The sequence below is a fragment of the Pseudomonas sp. I2 genome, assembly GCF_040984075.1.
In the GTDB taxonomy this organism is placed as follows: Bacteria; Pseudomonadota; Gammaproteobacteria; order Pseudomonadales; family Pseudomonadaceae; genus Aquipseudomonas; species Aquipseudomonas guariconensis_B.
This window is the reverse complement of record NZ_JBCGFQ010000001.1, coordinates 83,870-104,766: the sequence shown is the minus strand read 5'-3', so window position 1 is coordinate 104,766 and position 20,897 is coordinate 83,870. Positions and strand designations below refer to the sequence as shown.

At 62.0% G+C, this 20,897-nt stretch carries 15 protein-coding genes and 1 tRNA gene; 10 read left to right on the top strand and 6 right to left on the bottom strand.

What is annotated here, in order from left to right; genetic code table 11:
* Positions 1 to 106 precede the first annotated feature (106 nt).
* The 5 genes from pheS to WCE05_RS00435 all read left to right on the top strand — a co-directional run bounded on the left by pheS (position 107) and on the right by WCE05_RS00435 (position 4,357).
* A complete protein-coding gene (pheS, locus tag WCE05_RS00455) occupies positions 107 to 1,123 on the top strand; it encodes a phenylalanine--tRNA ligase subunit alpha (protein WP_225788367.1) in 1,017 nt (338 codons plus the stop codon).
* Between the two features lie 33 nt (positions 1,124 to 1,156).
* On the top strand, positions 1,157 to 3,538 hold the full coding sequence (gene pheT / locus WCE05_RS00450) for a phenylalanine--tRNA ligase subunit beta (protein WP_368815276.1): 2,382 nt from the start codon (positions 1,157 to 1,159) through the stop codon (positions 3,536 to 3,538).
* 3 nt (positions 3,539 to 3,541) lie between these two features.
* Complete coding sequence (gene ihfA / locus WCE05_RS00445; protein ID WP_003250679.1) at positions 3,542 to 3,844, top strand: integration host factor subunit alpha; 303 nt, start codon at positions 3,542 to 3,544, stop codon at positions 3,842 to 3,844.
* Entirely contained in the window at positions 3,825 to 4,181 is a 357-nt protein-coding gene (locus tag WCE05_RS00440; protein WP_043213594.1) for a MerR family transcriptional regulator, read from the top strand. Before ihfA ends, WCE05_RS00440 begins: the two co-directional genes overlap by 20 nt.
* Before the next feature lie 99 nt (positions 4,182 to 4,280).
* Positions 4,281 to 4,357, top strand: a tRNA-Pro gene (locus tag WCE05_RS00435).
* 191 nt (positions 4,358 to 4,548) lie between these two features.
* Here the strand turns inward: WCE05_RS00435 and WCE05_RS00430 are convergent.
* Entirely contained in the window at positions 4,549 to 4,932 is a 384-nt protein-coding gene (locus tag WCE05_RS00430; RefSeq protein WP_368815275.1) for a GNAT family N-acetyltransferase, read from the bottom strand.
* Between the two features lie 112 nt (positions 4,933 to 5,044).
* Complete coding sequence (locus tag WCE05_RS00425) at positions 5,045 to 5,332, bottom strand: DUF1778 domain-containing protein (protein ID WP_368815274.1); 288 nt, start codon at positions 5,330 to 5,332, stop codon at positions 5,045 to 5,047.
* Between the two features lie 745 nt (positions 5,333 to 6,077).
* Between WCE05_RS00425 and WCE05_RS00420 the strand changes: the two genes are divergently transcribed.
* Entirely contained in the window at positions 6,078 to 7,874 is a 1,797-nt protein-coding gene (locus tag WCE05_RS00420; RefSeq protein ID WP_368815273.1) for a reverse transcriptase domain-containing protein, read from the top strand.
* Between the two features lie 494 nt (positions 7,875 to 8,368).
* Positions 8,369 to 8,989, top strand: coding sequence for a tyrosine-type recombinase/integrase (locus WCE05_RS00415; RefSeq protein WP_368815272.1), 621 nt, complete (start codon positions 8,369 to 8,371; stop codon positions 8,987 to 8,989).
* Between the two features lie 215 nt (positions 8,990 to 9,204).
* Here WCE05_RS00415 and WCE05_RS00410 read toward each other — a convergent pair whose 3' ends face one another.
* The 3 genes from WCE05_RS00410 to WCE05_RS00400 form a co-directional block, all read right to left on the bottom strand.
* Positions 9,205 to 10,128, bottom strand: a complete 924-nt coding sequence (locus tag WCE05_RS00410; protein WP_368815271.1) for an MBL fold metallo-hydrolase — start codon at positions 10,126 to 10,128, stop codon at positions 9,205 to 9,207.
* An 84-nt stretch (positions 10,129 to 10,212) separates the two neighbouring features.
* Positions 10,213 to 11,415 carry an NAD(P)/FAD-dependent oxidoreductase gene (locus WCE05_RS00405; RefSeq protein WP_368815269.1) on the bottom strand — a complete coding sequence of 401 codons (1,203 nt, stop codon included), beginning with the start codon at positions 11,413 to 11,415 and terminating at the stop codon, positions 10,213 to 10,215.
* Positions 11,416 to 11,699: 284 nt separating this feature from the next.
* Entirely contained in the window at positions 11,700 to 12,074 is a 375-nt protein-coding gene (locus tag WCE05_RS00400) for a response regulator transcription factor (RefSeq protein ID WP_368815268.1), read from the bottom strand.
* 341 nt (positions 12,075 to 12,415) lie between these two features.
* Here WCE05_RS00400 and WCE05_RS00395 point away from each other — a divergent pair, with 341 nt between their 5' ends.
* Entirely contained in the window at positions 12,416 to 13,351 is a 936-nt protein-coding gene (locus tag WCE05_RS00395; protein ID WP_368815266.1) for a LysR family transcriptional regulator, read from the top strand.
* A gap of 15 nt (positions 13,352 to 13,366) precedes the next feature.
* Here the strand turns inward: WCE05_RS00395 and WCE05_RS00390 are convergent, their stop codons facing one another.
* Positions 13,367 to 14,338 (bottom strand): GlxA family transcriptional regulator, encoded by a 972-nt coding sequence (locus tag WCE05_RS00390; RefSeq protein WP_116802133.1) that lies wholly within the window; start codon positions 14,336 to 14,338, stop codon positions 13,367 to 13,369.
* Positions 14,339 to 14,660: 322 nt separating this feature from the next.
* Here WCE05_RS00390 and WCE05_RS00385 point away from each other — a divergent pair, with 322 nt between their 5' ends.
* Entirely contained in the window at positions 14,661 to 15,323 is a 663-nt protein-coding gene (locus tag WCE05_RS00385; RefSeq protein ID WP_368815265.1) for a response regulator transcription factor, read from the top strand.
* Positions 15,324 to 15,391: 68 nt separating this feature from the next.
* The gene (locus WCE05_RS00380) at positions 15,392 to 20,887 is read left to right on the top strand and encodes an AAA family ATPase (RefSeq protein ID WP_368815263.1); all 5,496 of its coding nucleotides are present in this window, start codon (positions 15,392 to 15,394) and stop codon (positions 20,885 to 20,887) included.
* The last annotated feature ends 10 nt before the right edge of the window (positions 20,888 to 20,897 follow it).

The window sequence follows — 20,897 nt, the reverse complement described above, 5'->3', positions numbered from 1 at the left end:
CCCACGACAATCACCTGGCGGCGCTTGCGGCGCCAGGTGTTGAACGTCATCGATAGGGGAAGAGCCTGCAAGGTTCTTCCCCTATTTTCGTATCTGGAGTCTGTACATGGAAAACCTGGATGCGCTGGTCTCCCAAGCCCTGGAGGCCGTGGAGCGCGCTGAAGACATCAATGCCCTGGAACAGATCCGGGTTCAATTCCTCGGCAAGAAAGGCGAGCTGACCCAGGTGATGAAGACCCTGGGCAACCTGCCAGCCGAAGAGCGCCCCAAGGTCGGTGCGCTGATCAACGACGCCAAGGAGCGCGTCACCGAAGTGCTCAACGCACGCAAGGCCGCTTTCGAAGAGGCCGAGCTCAGCGCTCGCCTGGCGGCAGAATGCATTGATGTGACCCTGCCAGGCCGTGGCCAGACCTCCGGTGGCCTGCACCCGATCACCCGTACTCTCGAGCGCATCGAACAGTTCTTCACCCATATCGGCTACGGCATTGCCGAAGGCCCCGAGGTCGAAGACGACTACCACAACTTCGAAGCCCTCAACATCCCCGGCCACCACCCGGCCCGGGCGATGCACGACACCTTCTACTTCAATGCCAACATGCTGCTGCGTACCCACACCTCGCCGGTGCAGGTGCGGACCATGGAGTCGACCCAGCCGCCGATCCGCATTGTCTGCCCAGGCCGCGTGTATCGCTGCGACTCGGATATCACCCACTCGCCGATGTTCCACCAGGTCGAAGGCCTGCTGGTCGACCGTGGCATCAACTTCGCCGACCTCAAGGGCACCATCGAGGAGTTCCTCCGGGTGTTCTTCGAGAAGGAGCTGGCGGTGCGCTTCCGTCCGTCGTTCTTCCCCTTCACCGAGCCGTCCGCCGAGGTCGACATCCAGTGCGTGATGTGCTCTGGCAACGGCTGCCGGGTGTGCAAGCAGACCGGCTGGCTCGAGGTGATGGGCTGCGGCATGGTCCACCCGAACGTGCTGCGCATGTCTGGCATCGACCCGGAAGAGTACCAGGGCTTCGCCTTCGGCATGGGCGCCGAGCGCCTGGCCATGCTGCGCTATGGCGTCAACGATTTGCGTCTGTTCTTCGACAACGACCTGCGGTTCCTCGCGCAATTCCGCTAGGTCCGTACTTGACGCAATTTTCAGGAGAACAGCATGAAATTCAGTGAACAGTGGCTGCGCGGTTGGGTAAACCCGCAAGTCTCCCGTGACGAACTGGTCGCTCGCCTGTCCATGGCCGGCCTCGAAGTCGACAGCGTCACCCCCGCTGCCGGCCAGTTCAGCGGCATCGTGGTGGGCGAAGTACTCGCCACCGAACAGCACCCGGACGCCGACAAGCTGCGCGTGTGCCAGGTCAGCAACGGCCAGGAGACCTTCCAGGTCGTCTGCGGCGCCCCCAACGTGCGCCCGGGCCTGAAGATCCCCTTCGCCATGATCGGCGCCGAGCTGCCGGGCGACTTCAAGATCAAGAAGGCCAAGCTGCGTGGCGTCGAGTCCTTCGGCATGCTCTGCTCGGCTGCCGAGCTGCAGATCAGCGAAGAGAACGACGGCCTGCTGGAGCTGGCCGCCGACGCCCCGGTAGGTGAAGACATCCGTACCTACCTGAGCCTGGACGACGCCAGCATCGAGGTCGACCTGACCCCGAACCGCGGCGACTGCCTGTCGCTGGCGGGCCTGGCCCGTGAAGTCGGCGCCCTGTACGCCGCCCCGGTCACCCGCCCGCAGGTGCCGGCCGTTGCCCCGGCCCACGACGAAGTGCGCCCGGTCGACGTCCTGGCCCCGGCGGCCTGCCCACGCTACCTGGGCCGCGTGATCCGCAACGTCGATCTGTCCAGGCCGACCCCGCTGTGGATGGTCGAGCGCCTGCGCCGCGCCGATGTACGCAGCATCGACGCCGCCGTCGACATCACCAACTACGTGATGCTCGAACTCGGCCAGCCGATGCACGCCTTCGATCTCGCCGAAATCAACGGCGGCATCCGCGTGCGCATGGCCGAGGAGGGCGAGAAGCTCGTCCTGCTGGACGGCCAGGAAGTCGCCCTGCGTAGCGACACCCTGGTCATCGCCGACCACACCCGCGCCCTGGCCATCGCCGGCGTCATGGGCGGCGAGCACAGCGGTGTGTCCACCGAGAAGACCCGCGACCTGTTCCTCGAGAGCGCCTTCTTCGAGCCGATCTCCGTCGCCGGCAAGGCCCGCTCCTACGGCCTGCACACCGATGCCTCGCACCGCTACGAGCGTGGCGTCGATTCGCAACTGGCCCGCGAAGCCATGGAACGCGCTACTGCGCTGGTCCTGGAGATCGTCGGCGGCGAAGCCGGCCCGATCGTCGAGGCCGTCAGCGAGCAGCACCTGCCCAAGGTCGCGCCGATCACCCTGCGCGCCGAACGTATCACCCAGATGCTCGGCATGGAGATGGACGCCGCGCAAGTCGAGCAACTGCTCAACGCCCTGGGCCTGAAGACCAGCGCCAGCGGGGCAGGGCAGTGGACCGTCGAGGTTCCGAGCCATCGCTTCGATATCAGCCTGGAAGTCGACCTGATCGAGGAGCTGGCCCGCCTGTACGGCTACAACCACTTGCCAGTGCGCTACCCGCAGGCACGCCTCGCGCCCCAGTCCCGCCCGGAAGCCCGCGGCGAACTGCCGACCCTGCGCCGCCTGCTGGTCGCCCGTGGCTACCAGGAAGCCATCACCTACAGCTTCATCGACCCGAAGCTGTTCGAACTGTTCAGCCCCGGCATCGAGCCGCTGCTGCTGGCCAACCCCATTTCCAGCGACATGGCCGCCATGCGTGCGTCCCTGTGGCCGGGCCTGGTCAAGGCGCTGCAGCACAACCTCAACCGCCAGCAGGACCGTGTCCGCCTGTTCGAAAGCGGCCAGCGCTTCGTCGGCCAACTGGGCGACCTCAAGCAGCAGCCGATGATCGCCGGCGTCGCCACCGGCAGCCGCCTGCCCGAAGGCTGGGCCAACGGCCGTGACGGCATCGACTTCTTCGACGTCAAGGCCGATGTGGAAGCCCTGCTGGGCTATTCCGGCGCCCTGGACGCGTTCACCTTCGTCGCCGGCAAGCACCCGGCCCTGCATCCAGGCCAGACCGCCCGCATCGAGCGCGACGGCAAGGAAGTCGGTTACCTCGGCGCGATCCATCCGGAACTGGCCAAGACCCTCGGCCTGGACCGCCCGGTGTTCGTCTTCGAGCTGGTGCTGGGCGATGTGGTCGAAGGCCGCCTGCCAAGGTTCAGCGAGCTGTCCAAGTTCCCGGAAGTGAGGCGTGACCTGGCGTTGATCGCAGGTCGTGATGTAGCTTCTAGCTCGGTGCTTGACGTAATTCGTGACAATGCAGGCGAATGGCTGACAGACCTCAGGCTGTTTGATGTCTACCAGGGTAAAGGTATTGATCCTGATAGAAAAAGCCTCGCCGTTGGCTTGACCTGGCAGCATCCATCGCGCACTCTTAACGACGATGAGGTGAACGCGACCCTGCAAGATATCCTCACCTCGCTCGAACAAAGGTTGAACACCACGTTAAGGAAATAGCGTATGGGTGCTCTGACGAAAGCTGAGATGGCCGAAAGGCTGTACGAGGAGCTGGGGCTCAACAAGCGAGAGGCCAAGGAGCTGGTCGAGCTGTTTTTCGAAGAAATTCGGCACGCACTTGAAGAGAACGAGCAGGTCAAGTTGTCCGGTTTCGGCAACTTCGACCTTCGCGACAAACGCCAGCGGCCGGGCCGCAACCCCAAGACAGGGGAAGAGATCCCGATCACCGCACGCCGCGTCGTCACCTTTCGTCCAGGGCAGAAACTGAAAGCCCGGGTTGAGGCCTATGCTGGAACCAAGCCATAACGACGAGCTGCCCCCCATTCCGGGCAAGCGCTACTTCACCATCGGTGAGGTCAGTGAGCTCTGTGCGGTAAAACCGCACGTGCTGCGTTATTGGGAGCAGGAGTTCCCGCAGCTCAACCCGGTCAAGCGCCGCGGCAACCGGCGGTATTACCAGCGCCAGGATGTGTTGATGATCCGCCAGATCCGCGCGTTGCTGTATGACCAGGGCTTCACCATCGGCGGGGCGCGCTTGCGGCTCTCCAGTGATGAGGCCAAGGATGACACTACCCAGTACAAACAGCTGATTCGGCAGATGATTGCCGAGTTGGAAGATGTACTGGTGGTGCTCAAGAAGTGACCTGACGCTGGCGAGTGGAAAGTTTTTTGAAAAAAAGCTTCCATTTATCAGAAGGTTAGGGTACATTTCTCAACGTTCTCAGCGGTATCGAGAACAGTTCGGGGCGTAGCGCAGCCCGGTAGCGCACTTGCATGGGGTGCAAGGGGTCGAGTGTTCGAATCACTCCGTCCCGACCAAAAAACCTCAAGAAATCCAGTCACTTAGCGGTGGCTGGATTTTTTATGCCTGTGGTTTTTGAGGGCTTCCGATTTTTGCCCCACTTTTTGCCCCACCGGGGATTTTTGCGCTGGTCACTACCCGTGAGGAGGGATCGGTGGAGGGCTTTGTGTGAGCTGAGCCGGCAGGGGTGTTCCTGTCTGGCGAGTGATTAAAAGGATTGCAGTGGCAGGAATAAGCGACGGCTATCCGAATCAAGCGGCAAGAACCCGTATTGCTCGTAGAATCCCCGAACCTGGTCGTCGATGACGTCGACGACCAAGGCGTAGATTGCGATCTGATTGCTGACGGCCAGCGTACGCTTGATGGCATCGGCTAGCAGCAATCCGCCTATGCCACGACCCTGAGCATCCTGGCTGATGGCGAGGCGGCCGAGCAAGGCGGCGGGGAGTGGGTGGCGGGGCAGTCTGCGAGCAAGCTTTTCGGGAAGCTGGTCGAACTCGATCGACAGGCTGGAAAGGGTGTAGTAACCCGTGATGGCATCTGGCTGCTCCAACGTTGTGGCGACGAATACCCGGCTAACGCGACGCTTCACGTCGTGGCCGGCTTGCTTGTGTAGGTAGTCGTCCAGTGCGTTTACGCCGCATTGGAAACCGGCTCGGTGATGGTTGGTGGCTAAGGCGTGATGAGCAGATCGACTCGCTCGCTCATCGGCCGGTGACACGCTGTTCGTGACTCTCAAGGACGTCGGCCAACTTCTTGTTGAACGTGACCGGCTTGCTCAGCGCATCGAAGAACGCTTCTGCATCGCTCGCCTTCGGACTCATGACCTCATGCTCACGGATGGTCTTCTCGGCATGTGCCAGTGCGCTGTTCAGGATGAACTGGCTGACGGTCTTCCTCTCGAAGCTTGCGGCGCGTTCCAGGGGTTTCTTAGCGCTCTTCTGCAGGCGGAGGTTGATCCGTTTCTGCTTGGTGTCTGAGGCTGTGTTCATGTCGAAAGTGGCCACTCCAAGGTTGATGTGAAGTATCGTACGTCAAAGTGGTGCCTTATCAATGTCATTCCCGTACTGATAGCCTCCAGGAGCTTCGTGGAAATGCTTTCCTGTACCGGTTGGGCCAGTGATTCAGGGTGTGCTTTTTTAGCCAGATGACGGCTGCTTTCGACTGATTCTGTTGAAAAAGTCCCTCCGCGATTTTGCTCACGAAAGGGGGGGCGACGTTGAAATCTGGCTTGCTCAGAAGGCAGAAGACGGAGCTGTCTTGGTTTTTACACAGCAACGCCAGAATTGGAGCGTTTTTTGAGCTGCTAAAAAGCAGCTCTCCCAGAGGCCGACTTTTTCAACAGAATCGGCCAGAAGCGGCCTGTCAGAATCATCAAAAGACCCAGATCGGCGTATTGCAACTGTCGTGACTCTCTCGCCAGCCCCTACGGCGAAGCCTCCAGTCGCCGTGTTCGGCCACTGCGCAGTTTACCGGCTATCGAACCCCTTACCAGCGCTTGGCGATGTCGCCTAAGCGATATCCTCATCGCACGTTGGCCGGAGAATACGCTGGAGACGTTGACCGGAACTCAGCACCGTGATATCAAATTACCATCGGGCTCGGGGCACAATTTAACTTTCCACTGACTATATGCGGTGGCCAATGCAAGGGTAGCTTTGCCTGATCGCGCTATACGGTGACTATACTGGTGGCGACGGTAAAAGAGAAAATAGCCCCGAAGTCCGGTACTAATGAATGGATATCGACGAGCTTTTAAAGGATTTACTTGGCCCGGGCTTCAAGAGCCTTGATGGGTTCTGCCAGTTATTAAAAGTTGATCGAGACAAGCTACTCAAATTCCTTTACAAGAGGAAAGGCAGCCATTACGTTAGCTTTTCCATCTTAAAGAAAAACAAAACCCACCGCTCCATTAAAGCGCCTAAGCGGGTGATGAAGAAAATTCAGCATGCGCTTTTGCCGCATCTCGAAAAATTCTATTCCCCCAAGCCTTCCAGCCATGGATTCGTCAAGGGTAGGAGCGTCAAGACAAACGCTCAAATCCACTCCAGAAAGAGATATGTTTTCAACATTGATCTGAAGGATTTTTTTGAAAGCATCCATTTTGGGCGAGTCAGAAATTTATTCATGGCCCCCCCATTTGATGCAGCCTACAATGTTGCGACAGTTATGGCGCATATCTGCTGCAGCGACGGAAAATTAGCTCAGGGCGCCCCAACTTCACCATTAATATCGAATATGATTTGTCGAAAGCTTGACTCACAACTTCAGGCCTTAGCAAAATCATGTAAATGTCATTTTACACGGTACGCTGACGACATTACGTTTTCCTTTACCACTACTGCAAAATACTTGCCGAAGGATATCGTTGAAGTTTCCGAGGACGGCAGGGCGATACCTGGGCGCGAACTGGAAGAAATTATCAAATCCAATGGATTCATCATAAACTCTGAAAAAACACGTCTTCAGCATCGGACGCAGCGCCAGATGGTAACGGGCCTGGTTGTCAATGAGATGCCAAACGTAACCAGAGAATTCATCCGTTTAACGAGCTCGATGATCAACGCTCTTAACCGCTACGGGCCTGAAATGGCAGAAGCCAAGTATTTGGAGATTCTGAAGGGTGAGAATCAGCCGCTTCAACCTCGTAAAATTCTGCGAACAAAGGAGAATGCTGGCGATTTTTTTATTAAAGTGGTCAAAGGACGGCTGAATTATATTCAAATGATTCGCGGGCGAGGCGACAAAATCTATCGTCGGTTGGCGTATGAATTCACAGTAGCTATAGGCAAAGAGAATCCGGAGTTCAAAAAATCACCTGAAGAGATCTTAGGGAACTCGATTTTTGTCGTTAACAACATCATTGATGAATCTCAGGGGACGGCCTTCCTTCTGGATGGGGTCGGCATCGTTACCAATGAACACGTGGTCACGGGAGTATCAAAAACGATCGCTCGTCACTCCATTTCATTCAAGCGTGCCGGCGACACAAGAGAATATTCGGCAGATCTTATCCTTTCGGACAAAAAGGCAGACTTGGCTATTTTTCATCCCAATGAAGAATTTCGAAACATCCCCGCTCTGCGCAAGTCTGACAAGACGATTGTTCGCCCCACGGATCCAGTTCTATCGATCGGTTTCCCTAGACATCGAGATGGTGCCGCACACTACATTGCAAAAGGCCATACTACTCAACGACGCCGTCAGGTCGACCTAGATTTGTGGTTGGTTGATTTTACGTTGATGGAGGGAAATAGCGGTGGCCCTATGTTTAACGACTCCATGGAAGTGATCGGCGTCACAGCTAGAGGAGCAAAAAATAATATCGATGCAGCACTTTACGGATTTATACCACTAGAGAGCTTGAATAGTTTTATAAATAGAGCGGACTTCCTACTTCTGAAAAGGTTGTACGATTATCTGGGCAACGGATCACTAAACCTCCTTCCTAGAGTTCCCGGCAAGGGGGTTTTTAGCAGCACTTACCAAACAAAGCTCCACAAGGAACACCTTCAGAAAGCTAAGGCAGTTTAGTGAGTGATCAAGGTTCAGTGGCTAGTTTACCGCGCTTCAAGCGATTGAACATCCATTCTTCCGCTTACTCATAATCACGCAGAAGACACCATATGCTGCCCGGCTACGCCATGGGAATCATAGGCTAGATGAGTCGAGTCGGGATGCATCAGCGCAACCTTGCTCCTCTTTGAGAGCCATCGACTACAAGGTGTGTGCCCCTCATTCGTTGATACCTGCAAACGCTATAGTCGTCTTTATAGACGCTGCAGAAGAGTCCGCTTTTGGCCCAGGCTGTGTGAAAACGTCTTAGAGCATGCTCTGCACGCAGAATCGGAACGAAAATCGCGTTCCTACGTAAATTTTTGACCTGCTGACTGACCAATCACCGTCAGATTTTACGTAGCAACGCAGACCATAAAACGGTGCATGCATTTTCACACAGCCTGGACCGAAAGCAGTCCTGAGGTCGCGAGCGATGCACCCTAGCCCTTCACTTATGTGGAGGACTAATCATGGCCACACCCACAACAAAAGCTCGCGAAGCTTGGAACAAGGGCAAACTGGTCGGCCAAAAAGCACCGCTGCGACTTAGGGACATTTGGGCTATCAGAGTGCGGCTTGAGATCGCGAACAAGGATCGCGATCTGGCGCTGTTCAACCTCGCCATCGACAGCAAGCTGCGAGCCTGCGATTTAACGAAGCTGCGCGTCAGAGACATAGCTCACGGTGATCATGTGTCGACACGCGCGATCGTGATGCGGCAGAAGACCCAGCGGCCGGTGCAGTTCGAAATCACCGCTCAGACGAGAGCATCAGTTGAAGCTTGGATCCGTGCTGCTCGCTGTCGCAGCGACGATTTCCTTTTTCTCAGTCGTGCTCGACGTTCAGCTCACATTTCCACGAGGCAGTACGCCCGCATAGTGAAAGCCTGGGTAACCACAATCGGTCTCGACCCAACGCTCTACGGAACCCATACGCTTCGTCGAACCAAAGCATCGTTGATCTATCGCAGAACGAAAAACCTGAGGGCGGTGCAGTTGCTGCTCGGCCATACGAAGCTGGAAAGCACTGTGAGGTATTTGGGTATCGAGGTCGATGACGCTCTGGAGATGGCGGAGCAGACTGAGGTTTGACGATGTTCCCCCTTTTAGCACCGGGATACAGGCCGGAGCCTTTTGGGGGGAGTTACCAGCGAAATCCAAAACTCTTCCATCTGAAGACTTGCTTGCACCTGAAGATGCGCCTCTGCTACTAACCAGTTACTGACATTGAAAATCAAAACCCTTGTCCCGCTGGGTGTTTGAAAGGCACCCAGCGGGACAAGGGTAGCAACACTTTACATTTGGTATCAGTAGTCCCAGAAGCCTGCAATCCACCGGAAGGCATCACCATCAATGGCTACGCGGCCAACCGAAGGGAAGGGCAGGTGGGTGGCGACGAACAGCTCGCCACTGGCCGCCGCTTCGCGAAGCAGGCGCACGCGCACGTGGACCGATTCTTCCGGGTCGTGCTCGAAGCCGTTGTGCCATTCCGGATGGTCGAAAGCCACCGGGAACAGCGCGTCGCCGGCGAAGGTCAGGCGCTCGCCGGCGGAATCGACGTAGACGATGCAATGGCCGGGGGTGTGACCGCCGGTAAGCTTCGCCACCACGCCCGGCGCAACCTGGTGTTCGTCCTCGAAGATGTGCAGCCGGCTTTCGTAATGCGCCATGAATTCGTTGGCAGTGCGACGCAGGACATCCGGGACTGGCTGCGGCATTTCGGTCAGGCTGAAGTCCGGGATCTTCCAGAAGTCGACTTCGGTGGCCGTGACGTGGATGCGCACCTCAGGGCTCAGACCGTTCTTCACGGGGTCGGTCAGCAGCCCGCCGATGTGGTCCATGTGCATGTGGGTGATCACGATATCGGTGATCGATGACAGCTCGATGCCGGCATCCTTCAGGCGCTTGGGGAACTGCCCGGCGCGGGGGAAGCCGGGGAACTGGTTGCCCAGGCCGGCGTCGACCAGGATGGTCTGCTCGCCGCTGCGCACCACCAGTACGTTCAGCGCCCAGTCGAACATGTCCGGGCCCAGGTACATCTCCTTGAACCAGGCTGCGCGTTCTTCCGGGGTGGCGTTGGTCGACATGGTTTCGGTCGGCAGCGGCAGCACACCGTCGCTGACCACCAGCACATCAATCTCGCCAACACGCAGGGCATAGCGCGAAGGCACCAGTTCCTGGGCCGGGGTGGATGCATCGGGCTGGGCGAAGGTGTTCAGGTGCATGGTCATGGTGGTTCTCCTGTTGCTTGTAGGTCGAGTCCATCAGGCGAATGGCGCTCCCTCGGGGGCGAGGGAGTGCGGGCAGAGCAGCGATCAGGCCACCGGGATCAGTGGGTCGGCGGCCGCCAGGGCGGCGCGGCGGTCGGCGGCCGGCGGGTAGATCCACACGGTGTTGATCTGCGTCTTGAGTTCCTTGGCCTCGGCCTTGACCAGCTTCAGCTGGCGGTCCCAGCCTTCGGTGTACACGGCGCCCCAGGCGCCCAGGTCGAGGCAGGTGACGTACTTGGGCTGGCGGTACTGGGTCGGAGCGACGCCGAGCAGGTCGGCGGCGGCGTTATTGCCGGCGTGTCGGCCGAGGCTGATGGCGTGCTGGCAGGACATCGCGGCGAAGTTGCCGATGTCATCGGTGGCGGCGTAGGCGACATCGCCGGCGGCGAAGACATTCTGCAGTCCGCGCACCTTGAGGTTGCCGTCCACGTGCAGGCGGCCCTGGCCATCACGCTGGGCAGTCAGCTGTTCGGTCAGCGCGCTGGCGCGGAAGCCCACGGTCCAGATCACCGTGTGGCTCTCGATGTGGCGGCCGTCGGCGAGGGTGACGCCGTTGGCGTCCACGGCGGAGACCGTGGCGCCGGTGATCCATTCGATGCCCAGGCTGTTGGAGGCCTCGATGATCGACGGGCGGATGCCTTCGCCCATCACCGCGCCGATGCGCTCGCCGCGATCGACGATGACCACGCGGACGTCCTGGCCCTCACCCAGTACCGCACGCAGGCGGGCCGGCATTTCGGTGGCGGTCTCGATGCCGGTGAAACCGCCGCCAGCGATCACCACGGTGTTACGTGCGCGGCTGGTCGGCTGGTTGCGCAGCGACATCAGGTGGCTTTCCAGGTGCGCCGCCGATTCGATCTGGTCAACGTCGAAGGCATATTCCTTCAGGCCTGGCACCGGCGGGCGGGACAGCTGGCTGCCGCTGGCCAGTACCAGGCGGTCGTAGCTCAGCTCGCCGGCGCGGCCGGTTTCGTCACGGTAGCCGACCTTGCGGGACTGCTCGTCGATGCTCTCGGCGGTGCCCTTGACGAAGCGCACGCCCACGGCCTCGAACAGCTCGGTCAGTGGAGCGAACATGCTGTGTACGTCAGGTTCATAGAAGCGCGGGCGGATGCGCAGTTCGGCCTGCGGCGCCAGCAGGGTTATTTCCACATCGTTGCGGCTGTGCATGTCCAGCAGGCGGGCGGCGCTCAGTGCGCTCCATAGTCCACCGAAGCCCGCGCCAATAACCAGAAGTTGCTGTTTCATCATGTGCTCCTGACTCGAATGGATGATTTTCCTTGAAGTAACTGCTTCAAGTTCGGCGTGACGCTGACGGGGTTTAGCAAACTGTGGTTCGCGTTGTTCTGTCTGCAGTCGTCCGCTGTGAGTCCATGCTAGGGAGGAGAACTTCCGGGCGCACTTCTACATCGGTGTGCGGGAATTACGCATGTGTGGAAGGGAACTATACGAACGTATCGAAAGAGGCTGCGTGCAGTACTCTTTCGGGCGGTAATGCGTGGACGCAGTAACTTGGCGGGGAATTCTGAAATTCAGGGCTTTGGCAGCAGGGCGGTCTCGATGCAGTCCAGCAACTGGTCGGCTTCGAACGGCTTGGGCAGGCAGGCAATGACGCCGGGCATTGCGGTGTTGATGCGCGGCTTTTCGCCGGGGTAGGCGGTCATGAAGATCACTGGGAGTTCCAGGCCACGGCTGCGCAGCGCCTCGTAGAGTTCGACGCCGCACATGCCTGGCATCTGGATATCGGAGATCAGGCAGCCGGCCAGTTCCGGGCCGTCGGAGTCGAGGAACTCGCGGGCACCGCCATAGGTGCGCGCCAGGTAGCCGGTAGCGCGCAGCAGGCCTTCCAGCGCGGTGCGCAGGGATTCGTCGTCGTCGACTACTGCAATGACAGCCTTATTGCGCATTTGCGTCTTTTGCATCCTCTGGGGCGCTCGTGGCGGCGCCTGCCGTACTTGCAAGATACGCCGTCGAACAAGTCGGAGAAGTATACCTAGGTATAGTGGAGCAACACCTGGGTATGGATATTTCGGCTTGCAGTCTAGTTTCGATGATATTTACGTCGGCAAGTTTTCCGGAACAATACCCAGGTATCGGTTCGGATAACCAATGGGTGGCGATATAGCACCCATGTACGACTAACTCGAAGGTTTCGCCTGGATAATCTGCAATCACATCGCAAGCCTGGAGAAGTGGGCGGGCCCAGCGAAAGGCTGTTCGGATGCAACTTCACCAGGCGGGCGAAACCATGAACAGAAATGACCTGCGACATGCTGATATCAACTTGCTGGTGGTCTTCGAAACCATGATGCGTGAGCGCAACGTGACCCGGGCGGGCGAACGCCTGTTCCTCTGTCAGACCGCCGTGAGCAGTGCGCTGAACCGCCTGCGGACGATGTTCGACGACCCGCTGTTCATCCGCAGCGGGAGAGCGATGGAGCCCACCGCACGGGCCGAGGAAATCCACGTGCGCTTGGGGCCAGCCCTGGAAGGCATCGCCCTGGCCTTGAGCTGCGCGCGGGAGCTCGACCCGCGCACCAGCGAAGAAACCTTCCACGTCGGGCTTTGCGACGAAGTCGAATACGCGCTGCTGCCACGGCTGATGCAGCAACTGCGTGCCGAAGCGCCGAACATCACCCTGGTGGTGCGCCGGGTCGATGCCTGGCAAATGCCGCAACGGCTGGTCGCCGGGGACATTTCCCTGGGCATCGGCCAGGCGCAGGAGCTGCCGGCCCGCGCCCATTGCCGCAGCCTGCGCCCGGTGCAGCCGATGCTGCTGCGCGCGGATTCGGCGGCGGGGCCAGTGAGCCTCGATGAGTTCTGCCGGCGGCCCCATGTGGCGGTGTCCGCGCTGGGCAAGGTGACCGACGATGTCGACCGCGCGCTGGCCCGTCATGACCGGCAGCGCCGGGTGGTGCTGGCGGTGCCGCAGTTCAGCGCCTTGCCGGCACTGCTGGCCGGCAGCGACATGCTCGCCATCGTGCCCGACTATGTGGCGCAGGCGATGGCGCGGGTGGAAGGCCTGCGCGCCGAATACGCACCGCTGCCGCTGTCGAGCCCGGACCTGTCCATGGCCTGGCGCGGCACCAGCCATGCCGACCCGCGCGAGCGCTGGCTGCGCGGCTGTTTCGCCCGTCACCTGGAGCTGCAGCTGGAGCGTTCGCTGGCGCTGGCTGTGGCCTGAGCGCGGCTGAAACGCTCAGCGGGTGAAGCGGCTGCGGTAGTCGCGCGGCGAGATCGACAGGTGGCGCTGGAAGGTGCTGCGCAGCCGTTCCTCGTCGGCAAAACCGCAGGCGCGGGCAATCTGCTCGATGTTGCGTGAGGAGTTTTCCAGCAGGCGTTTGGCCGCTTCCAGCCGGAACAGTTCGATGGCCTTGGCCGGCGTGCGCCCGGTCCGTTCCTTGTACACGCGGGAGAAGTTGCGCAGGCTCATCTTCGCCTGCTCGGCCAGGCGTTCCACGGTGAGCTCCGCATCGCCCAGATTCTCCGCCAGCCACAGGTGCAGCTCGTCGAAGGCTGGGCTGTCCTGGGTCTGCAATTGCAGCAGGGTGCTGTACTGCGCCTGCCCGCCAGGGCGCTTGAGGTAGACCACCAGTTCCCGCGCCGCCTGCATGCTGACTTCACGGCCGCAGTCGGCTTCCACCAGCGCCAGTGCCAGGTCGATGCCGGCGGTGACACCCGCCGAGGTCCAGACTGCGCCCTGCTGGATGAAGATCGCGTCGGCATCCACCTCCAGGGCCGGGAAGCGCTGTTGCAGGGTGTCGCACATGGCCCAGTGGGTCGCGGCGCGGCAGCCGTCGAGCAGGCCAGCCTTGGCCAGCAGGAAGGCGCCACTGCACACCGATGCAACCCGGCGCACCCTGGGCGCCGCGTGGTTCAGCCATGCCGCCAGTTCACCGTGACTGTCGAGGGTTTCGCAGATATCCGGGGCGCCGGGGACAACCAGTGTATCGACTTCGGCGAGGTCGAGCTCATCCAGGGTGCAGGTGTTCACCGACAGTCCTTCGACGGTGCTCACCAGCCCGCCGCCCAGGCTTGCCGTCAGCAGTCGGTAGCCTGGCAGGCCACGTTGTGCCAGGGCCTTGCTGGCGGCCCAGAACACAGTCTGGGCACCGCTCAGGTCGAGCAGGCCCATCTGCGGGTAAGCGACAAAGGCGACGGTGATCGGCATCGTCGCCGGGAGCGGGAAAGGAGGAGTAAAGGCGCTTGCCATCGATGTTCTGCCTGTTCGGGGGCCGGATGGAAGAGTGACAGTGGCCGGGCGCTACAAGGGCCATAGGTGTGGCCGATATTCAGGGATTTCTGGCCTGGCGGCGCTTCGCTTCGCCAGGCTAGCCTTGCTCGCAGCGGCGGCGTGGCGCGCGCCATGGCCGAATCAGCAAACACCACCCCGGCCCCATGACCATTGGGCTGGCATTTTGCCGCGGGCCCCATCATGGACTAGATTTTTTGATCTGCACACCGCGAGTGTCGCGGTCCCAAAAGGAGGCAAGATGAGCTCGTCGTCGCATTCCAATCCGCCGCAAGGCCCGAAGGAGCCGGTGGTCTATGTGGTCGATGACGACGAGTCCATGCGCCTCGCCCTCGATGGCCTGTTGCGCTCCATCGGCCTGCAGGTGCAGACCTTCGATTCCACCCAGGCCTTTCTGTCCTTTGCCCGGCGAGATGCTCCCAGTTGCCTGATTCTCGACGTGCGCCTGCGCGGTGAGAGCGGCCTGGCGTTCCAGGAGCAGATGGAGAAGAGCGGGGTGCGCATGCCCATCGTGTTCATGACTGGCCACGGCGATATCGCTATGACGGTCAAGGCCATGAAGGCTGGCGCCGTGGACTTCCTGGCCAAGCCGTTCCGCGACCAGGACATGCTCGACGCGGTGGCCAGCGCCCTGGCCCGCGATGGCGAACGGCTGCAGGCCGAGCAGTCCGGCGCGGCGCTGCGCCAGGCGTTCGAGGCGCTGACCCTGCGCGAGCGCGAAGTGCTGCGCTTCGTCGTGGCCGGGTTGATGAACAAGCAGATCGCTGCCGAGCTCAACCTCAGCGAAGTGACCGTGAAGGTTCACCGCGGCCAGGTGATGAAGAAGCTGGCTGCGCGCTCGGTCGCCGACCTGGTGCGTATGGCCGAGGCCCTGGGCGTCGAGCCGTTGCAGCGGACGACCTGAACCGATTGCAAGACAGTCGCTGACCGCCACTCGAGGGCAGCAGAAACCCCTGAGAGGTTGCCGAGCCGATGGCCAGCAAACAGAAGATCCTGTGGGACGACGGCGAGCGGGTGTTCTGCCGCGCCCGCCCATCCGGTGATGGCGGCGCCAGCGTGTTGCTGGTGCGCCCGGCCGCCGAACATCCATTGCCTGCCACGCTGGAACGGCTGGCCCACGAGTACAGCCTGCGTGACGAACTGCACAGCTCCTGGGCGTTGCGCCCGCAGGCGCTGCATCGCGAAGGCGGCAAGACCCGCCTGCTGCTCGACGACCCCGGCGGCGAGCCGCTGTCACGCTTGCTGCGCCAGGCCCTGGACACTCGAACCTGTCTGCGCCTGGCCGTGGACATCGCCGTGGCGCTGCGCCACCTGCACCAGCGTGGCCTGGTGCACAAGGACCTCAAGCCCAACCACATCCAGGTCAACTGCACCGATGGCCAGGCACGCCTGACCGGCTTCGGTCTGGCCTCGCGATTGCCGCGCGAGCGACAGGCGCCCGAACCGCCGGAGACCATTGCCGGCACGCTGGCCTACATGGCTCCGGAACAGACCGGGCGGATGAACCGCTCCATCGACTCGCGCAGCGACCTCTATGCCTTTGGCGTGGTCCTCTACCAGATGCTTACGGGCACGCTGCCGTTTACAGCCAGCGACCCGATGGAATGGGTGCACTGCCACATCGCACGCAAGCCGCTGCCGCCCGGCGAACGGGTTGTCGGCGTACCGCTGATGCTCTCGCAGATCGTTCTCAAGCTGCTCGCCAAGACCGCCGAGGAGCGTTACCAGAGTGCGGCCGGCGTCGAGCACGACCTGCGTCGCTGCCTGGATGACTGGCAACGGGAAGGGCGCATCGAGTCCTTCAGCCTAGACGAGCAGGGCACGCCGGATCGCCTGCTGGTCCCTGAGAAACTCTACGGCCGCGAACGTGAGGTCGAGGTGCTGGTCGAGGCCTTCGCGCGTATCGTCGCCAGCAGCACGCCGGAGCTGGTGCTGGTGTCGGGCTATTCCGGAATCGGCAAGTCGTCGGTGGTCAACGAGCTGCACAAGGTGCTGGTGCCGCCGCGCGGGTTGTTCGCTTCCGGCAAGTTCGACCAGTACAAGCGCGACATTCCCTACTCGACGCTGGTGCAGGCCTTCCAGGGGCTGGTGCGCACGCTGCTGGGCAAGAGCGGCGACGTGCTGGAGGGCTGGCGCAGAGCGCTGCTGGAGGCGTTGGAGCCTAACGCCCGGTTGATTACCGATCTGATTCCCGAGCTGCGGCTGATTATCGGCGATCAGCCACCGGTGCCGGAGCTTGAGCCGCAGCAGGCTCAGCGTCGCTTCCTGCTGGTGTTCCGCCGCTTCATTGGGGTGTTCGCCCGCGCTGATCACCCGCTGGCGCTGTTCCTCGACGACCTGCAATGGCTGGATGCGGCGACCCTCGACCTGCTGGAAGATCTACTCACCCATTCGGAGCTGCGCCACCTGATGCTGGTGGGCGCCTACCGCGACAACGAGGTGGACGCCAGTCATCCGCTGACGCGCAAGCTGCAAACCATCCGCCAGGCCGGCGTGCGCATCGAGGAGATCCGCCTGGCACCGCTGGCCCGTGCGCACATCGAACAGTTGATCGCCGAGGCCCTGCGCTGTCCGCCGCCGAGCATCGTGGCGCTGGCCCGGCTGGTGCAGGACAAGACCGCCGGCAACCCGTTCTTCGTCATCCAGTTCCTCCAGGCGCTAGCCGAGGAAGAATTGCTGTCCTACGACCACGAGGCCCGGCGCTGGCGCTGGGAGCCCGAGCGCATCCACGCCAAGGGCTTCACCGACAATGTTGTCGACCTCATGGTCGGCAAGCTTGCGCGCCTGCCGCTGGAAACCCGCGAGGCCCTGCAGCAGTTGGCCTGCCTGGGCAACATGGCGCAGATCGATACCCTGGCGACTGTGCTCGACCTGCCGTCGGCCAAGGTCCACTCGATACTCTGGCCGGCGGTGCGCCAGGAACTGGTGGAGCGCGTGGAGGGCGCCTGCGCGTTTGCCCACGACCGAATTCACGAGGCAGCGTATTCACTGATCGCCGAAACGTCCCGTGCCGAGGCGCACCTGCGCATCGGTCGTCTGCTGGCCGAGCAGACGCCGGCGGAGCGGCGCGAAGAGGCCATCTTCGAGATCGTCGGCCAGCTCAATCGCGGCGCTGGGCTGATCGAAGCCCGCGCCGAGCGTGAACAACTGGCCGAGTACAACCTGCTGGCCGGGCAGCGCGCCAAGGCCTCCAGCGCCTACAGCTCGGCGCTGGCCTACCTGGGCGCCGGTGCGGAACTGCTCGATGGCGATTGCTGGGACCGCCGCCACGACCTGTGCTTTGCCCTGGAACTCAATCGCGCCGAGTGTGAATTCCTTACTGGCCAGCTGGCGCTGGCTGACGAGCGCCTGACCGCGCTGACGCCACGCGCCGCCACCACGGTGGAGCAGGCGGCGGTGGCCTGCTTGCAGATGGACGTGTGCCTGTTGCAGGACCACAGTGACAGGGCCGTCGCCGTGTGCCTGGCGTACCTGCAGGCGGTCGGCATCCACTGGTCGGCACACCCGGACGACGATCAGGTGCGCGAGGAATACCAGCAGATCTGGACGCAACTGGGCGAGCGCAGCATCGAGCAGCTGATCGATCTGCCGCTGATGGAGGATGCCGCCTCCCTGGCGACCCTCGATGCCCTCGGAAAACTGTTCGCTCCAGCCCTGCAGAGCGACGCCAACCTAGCCAGCCTGACCATCTGCAAGGCCGTCAGCCTGAGCCTGGAACGGGGCAACTGCGACGCCTCCTGCATGCTCTATGCGAATGTCGGGCGCGTCGCTGGCCGCCGCTTCGGTGACTTCGAGGCCGGCTACCGTTTTGGTCGCCTGGGCTGCGAGCTGGTCGATCGGCGCGGCCTGAATCGCCATGAAGCGCGAACCTACCTGTGCTTCTCGATGTTCGTGGCGCGCTGGATGCGCCCGGTACGCGAGTGCCGGGAACTGCTGCGCCGGGCTTTCGTCGCGGCCAACCGCGTCGGCGACCTGGCTTATGCCGCCTATGCCGGCAACGGTCACAACTCCGATGTGCTGTTCCTCGGCGAGCCGCTGGCGCAGGTGCACGAAGAGGCCGAGCAGGGCCTGGCCTATGCGCAGAAGGTGCGCTTCGGCCTGGTGGTGGATTTCATCAGCACGCAGCTGGCGCTAATCCGTACGCTTCGCGGGCAGACCTCGACCTTCGGCTGTTTCGACGATCCGCAGTTCGACGAGGCGCGTTTCGAAGCGCACCTGGAGAGCACGCCGGGCCTTGCGCTGGCAGCGGCCAAGTACTGGACGCGCAAGCTGCAGGCGCGCTGCATGGCGGGAGACTACGCCGCGGCCATGGACTGTGTGAGGCGGGCGAAGGCGCTGTTGTGGATGGTGGAGTCCTTCACCGAGGAGGCCGAGTATCACTTCCACGCGGCGCTGACCCTGGCCGCCAGCTTCGATGCCATCGAGGCCGGCGAGCGGCCCGGCCTTTTGCAGGAGCTGACCGGCCATCACATGCAGTTGCAGGTGTGGGCGCAGCAGTGCGCTGAATCCTTCGCCTGCCGCGTGGCACTGGTGGGCGCGGAAATCGCCCGCGTCGAAGGGCGGCTGGTTGACGCCGAGCTGCTCTACGAAGAGGCCATCCGCCAAGCGCAGGACAACGGTTTCGTGCAGATCGAGGCGCTGGCCAACGAGCTGGCGGGGCGTTTCTACGGCGCGCGCGGACTGGCCAAGATCGCCCGCGTCTACCTGCAGGATGCGCGTTACGGCTACCTGCGCTGGGGCGCCGACGGCAAGGTACGTCAACTTGAGGGACGCTATCGCTATCTGCGCAACGAGGAGCCCGCGCCTGGCCCGACCGCGACCATTGCCACCCCGGTGGAACACCTGGATCTGGTCACCGTGCTCAAGGTGTCTCAGGCCGCCTCCGGGGAAATCGTTCTGGAGAAGCTGATCGACATGGTGATGCGCACCGCCATCGAGCAGGCCGGCGCCGAACGCGGCGTGCTGGTCCTCGCCGAAACGGGGGAGCCGCGCATCGCGGCGCTGGCGACTGTCGGTGATAAGGCGATGCTGTTGTGCAACGAACCGATCAGCGCGGCCGCGCTGGCTGAAACGGTGCTCTACCAGGTGCTACGCACCGGCGAGAGTCTATGCCTGGAAGACGCCATGGTCGATCCGGGATTCACCACTGACCCCTATGTCCGCCAGCACGGCGCGCGTTCGATCCTCTGCATGCCACTGATGAACCAAGCCAAGCTCACCGGTGCGCTTTACCTGGAGAACAACCTCTCGGCCGGCGTGTTCAGCGCGGCGCGGATCGCCGTGCTGCGATTGCTGGCCTCACAGGCGGCAATCTCCCTGGAGAACGCGCGTCTGTACCGCGATGCGGCGGAGCGCGAGGCGAAGATTCGTCGACTGGTGGACGCCAACATCATCGGCATCATCGTCTGGAGTGCAGGCGGCGAGATAGCCGAAGCCAACGACGCCTTCCTGCGCATGGTCGGCTACGAGCGCGACGACCTGCTGTCCGGCCGCGTGCGCTGGCACGACATGACCCCGCCCGAATCCCTGGCACTGAGTCAGGCGCATCTTGCTACGGCTATTCGGACCGGGCATGCGCAGCCCTTCGAGAACGAATACATCCGCAAGGATGGCAGCCGCGTGCCGGTGATCGTCGGCCTGGCAGCCTTCGAGGCCAGCCTGCAGGAGGGGGTGGCCTTCGTGCTCGATCTCACTGAGCGCAAGCGGGCCGAGGAGCGCGTGCGCGAGGGCGAGCGCCGCTATCGCGAGGTGCAGACGGAACTGGCCCACGCCAACCGCGTGGCGACCATGGGGCAACTGGCGGCGTCCATCGCCCACGAGGTGAACCAGCCGATTGCCGCCACCGTGACCAATGCCAATGCCGCCTTGCGCTGGCTGGGTGCGCAGCCGCCGGAGCTGGGCGAAGTCAGCCAGGTGCTAGGGCGCATCATCAAGGACGCCAATCGAGCGGCCGAGGTGCTGGGGCGCATCCGCCAGTTGATCCGCAAGACCCCGCCGCAGAGACAGCCCGTGGACGTCAGCGCGGCGCTGCGCGAGATGGTCGAGTTCACCCGCGGCGAGGCGGCCAAATGCGGCGCCGTGGTGCGCGTCGAACTTGCCGACGGCCTGCCGGAAGTGGAGGGCGATCGGGTCGAGTTACAGCAGGTGATGCTCAATCTGATCGTCAATGCTCTGGAAGCCATGGGCGGTGTGCCTGCCAGCGAGCGCCACCTGCTGGTCAGCTCCGAGTACGACGAAGATGGCGTGCGGGTGAGGGTGTGCGACAGCGGGCCAGGCTTCGCCGAGAGCAATGCGGACCTGCTCTTCGCCCCGTTCTACACCACCAAGGCCACCGGCATGGGCATGGGTCTGTCGATCTGCCGCTCGATCATCGACAGTCATGGCGGCCGTCTCTGGGCCAGCGCCAACCAGCCACGCGGAGCGGTGGTGCAGTTCACCCTGCCGGCGCATCCCGCGAAGGACACCTGAAAAAGCCAAA

What these genes read in the sequence shown, in the direction of transcription:
- pheS (WP_225788367.1), top strand. Translation starts at nt 107, where the DNA reads ATGGAAAACCTGGATGCGCTGGTCTCCCAAGCCCTGGAGGCCGTGGAG.
- pheT (WP_368815276.1), top strand. Translation starts at nt 1,157, where the DNA reads ATGAAATTCAGTGAACAGTGGCTGCGCGGTTGGGTAAACCCGCAAGTC.
- ihfA (WP_003250679.1), top strand. Translation starts at nt 3,542, where the DNA reads ATGGGTGCTCTGACGAAAGCTGAGATGGCCGAAAGGCTGTACGAGGAG.
- WCE05_RS00440 (WP_043213594.1), top strand. Translation starts at nt 3,825, where the DNA reads ATGCTGGAACCAAGCCATAACGACGAGCTGCCCCCCATTCCGGGCAAG.
- WCE05_RS00425 (WP_368815274.1), bottom strand. Translation starts at nt 5,332, where the DNA reads ATGAACACAGCCTCAGACACCAAGCAGAAACGGATCAACCTCCGCCTG.
- WCE05_RS00420 (WP_368815273.1), top strand. Translation starts at nt 6,078, where the DNA reads ATGGATATCGACGAGCTTTTAAAGGATTTACTTGGCCCGGGCTTCAAG.
- WCE05_RS00415 (WP_368815272.1), top strand. Translation starts at nt 8,369, where the DNA reads ATGGCCACACCCACAACAAAAGCTCGCGAAGCTTGGAACAAGGGCAAA.
- WCE05_RS00410 (WP_368815271.1), bottom strand. Translation starts at nt 10,128, where the DNA reads ATGACCATGCACCTGAACACCTTCGCCCAGCCCGATGCATCCACCCCG.
- WCE05_RS00405 (WP_368815269.1), bottom strand. Translation starts at nt 11,415, where the DNA reads ATGAAACAGCAACTTCTGGTTATTGGCGCGGGCTTCGGTGGACTATGG.
- WCE05_RS00400 (WP_368815268.1), bottom strand. Translation starts at nt 12,074, where the DNA reads ATGCGCAATAAGGCTGTCATTGCAGTAGTCGACGACGACGAATCCCTG.
- WCE05_RS00395 (WP_368815266.1), top strand. Translation starts at nt 12,416, where the DNA reads ATGAACAGAAATGACCTGCGACATGCTGATATCAACTTGCTGGTGGTC.
- WCE05_RS00390 (WP_116802133.1), bottom strand. Translation starts at nt 14,338, where the DNA reads ATGCCGATCACCGTCGCCTTTGTCGCTTACCCGCAGATGGGCCTGCTC.
- WCE05_RS00385 (WP_368815265.1), top strand. Translation starts at nt 14,661, where the DNA reads ATGAGCTCGTCGTCGCATTCCAATCCGCCGCAAGGCCCGAAGGAGCCG.
- WCE05_RS00380 (WP_368815263.1), top strand. Translation starts at nt 15,392, where the DNA reads ATGGCCAGCAAACAGAAGATCCTGTGGGACGACGGCGAGCGGGTGTTC.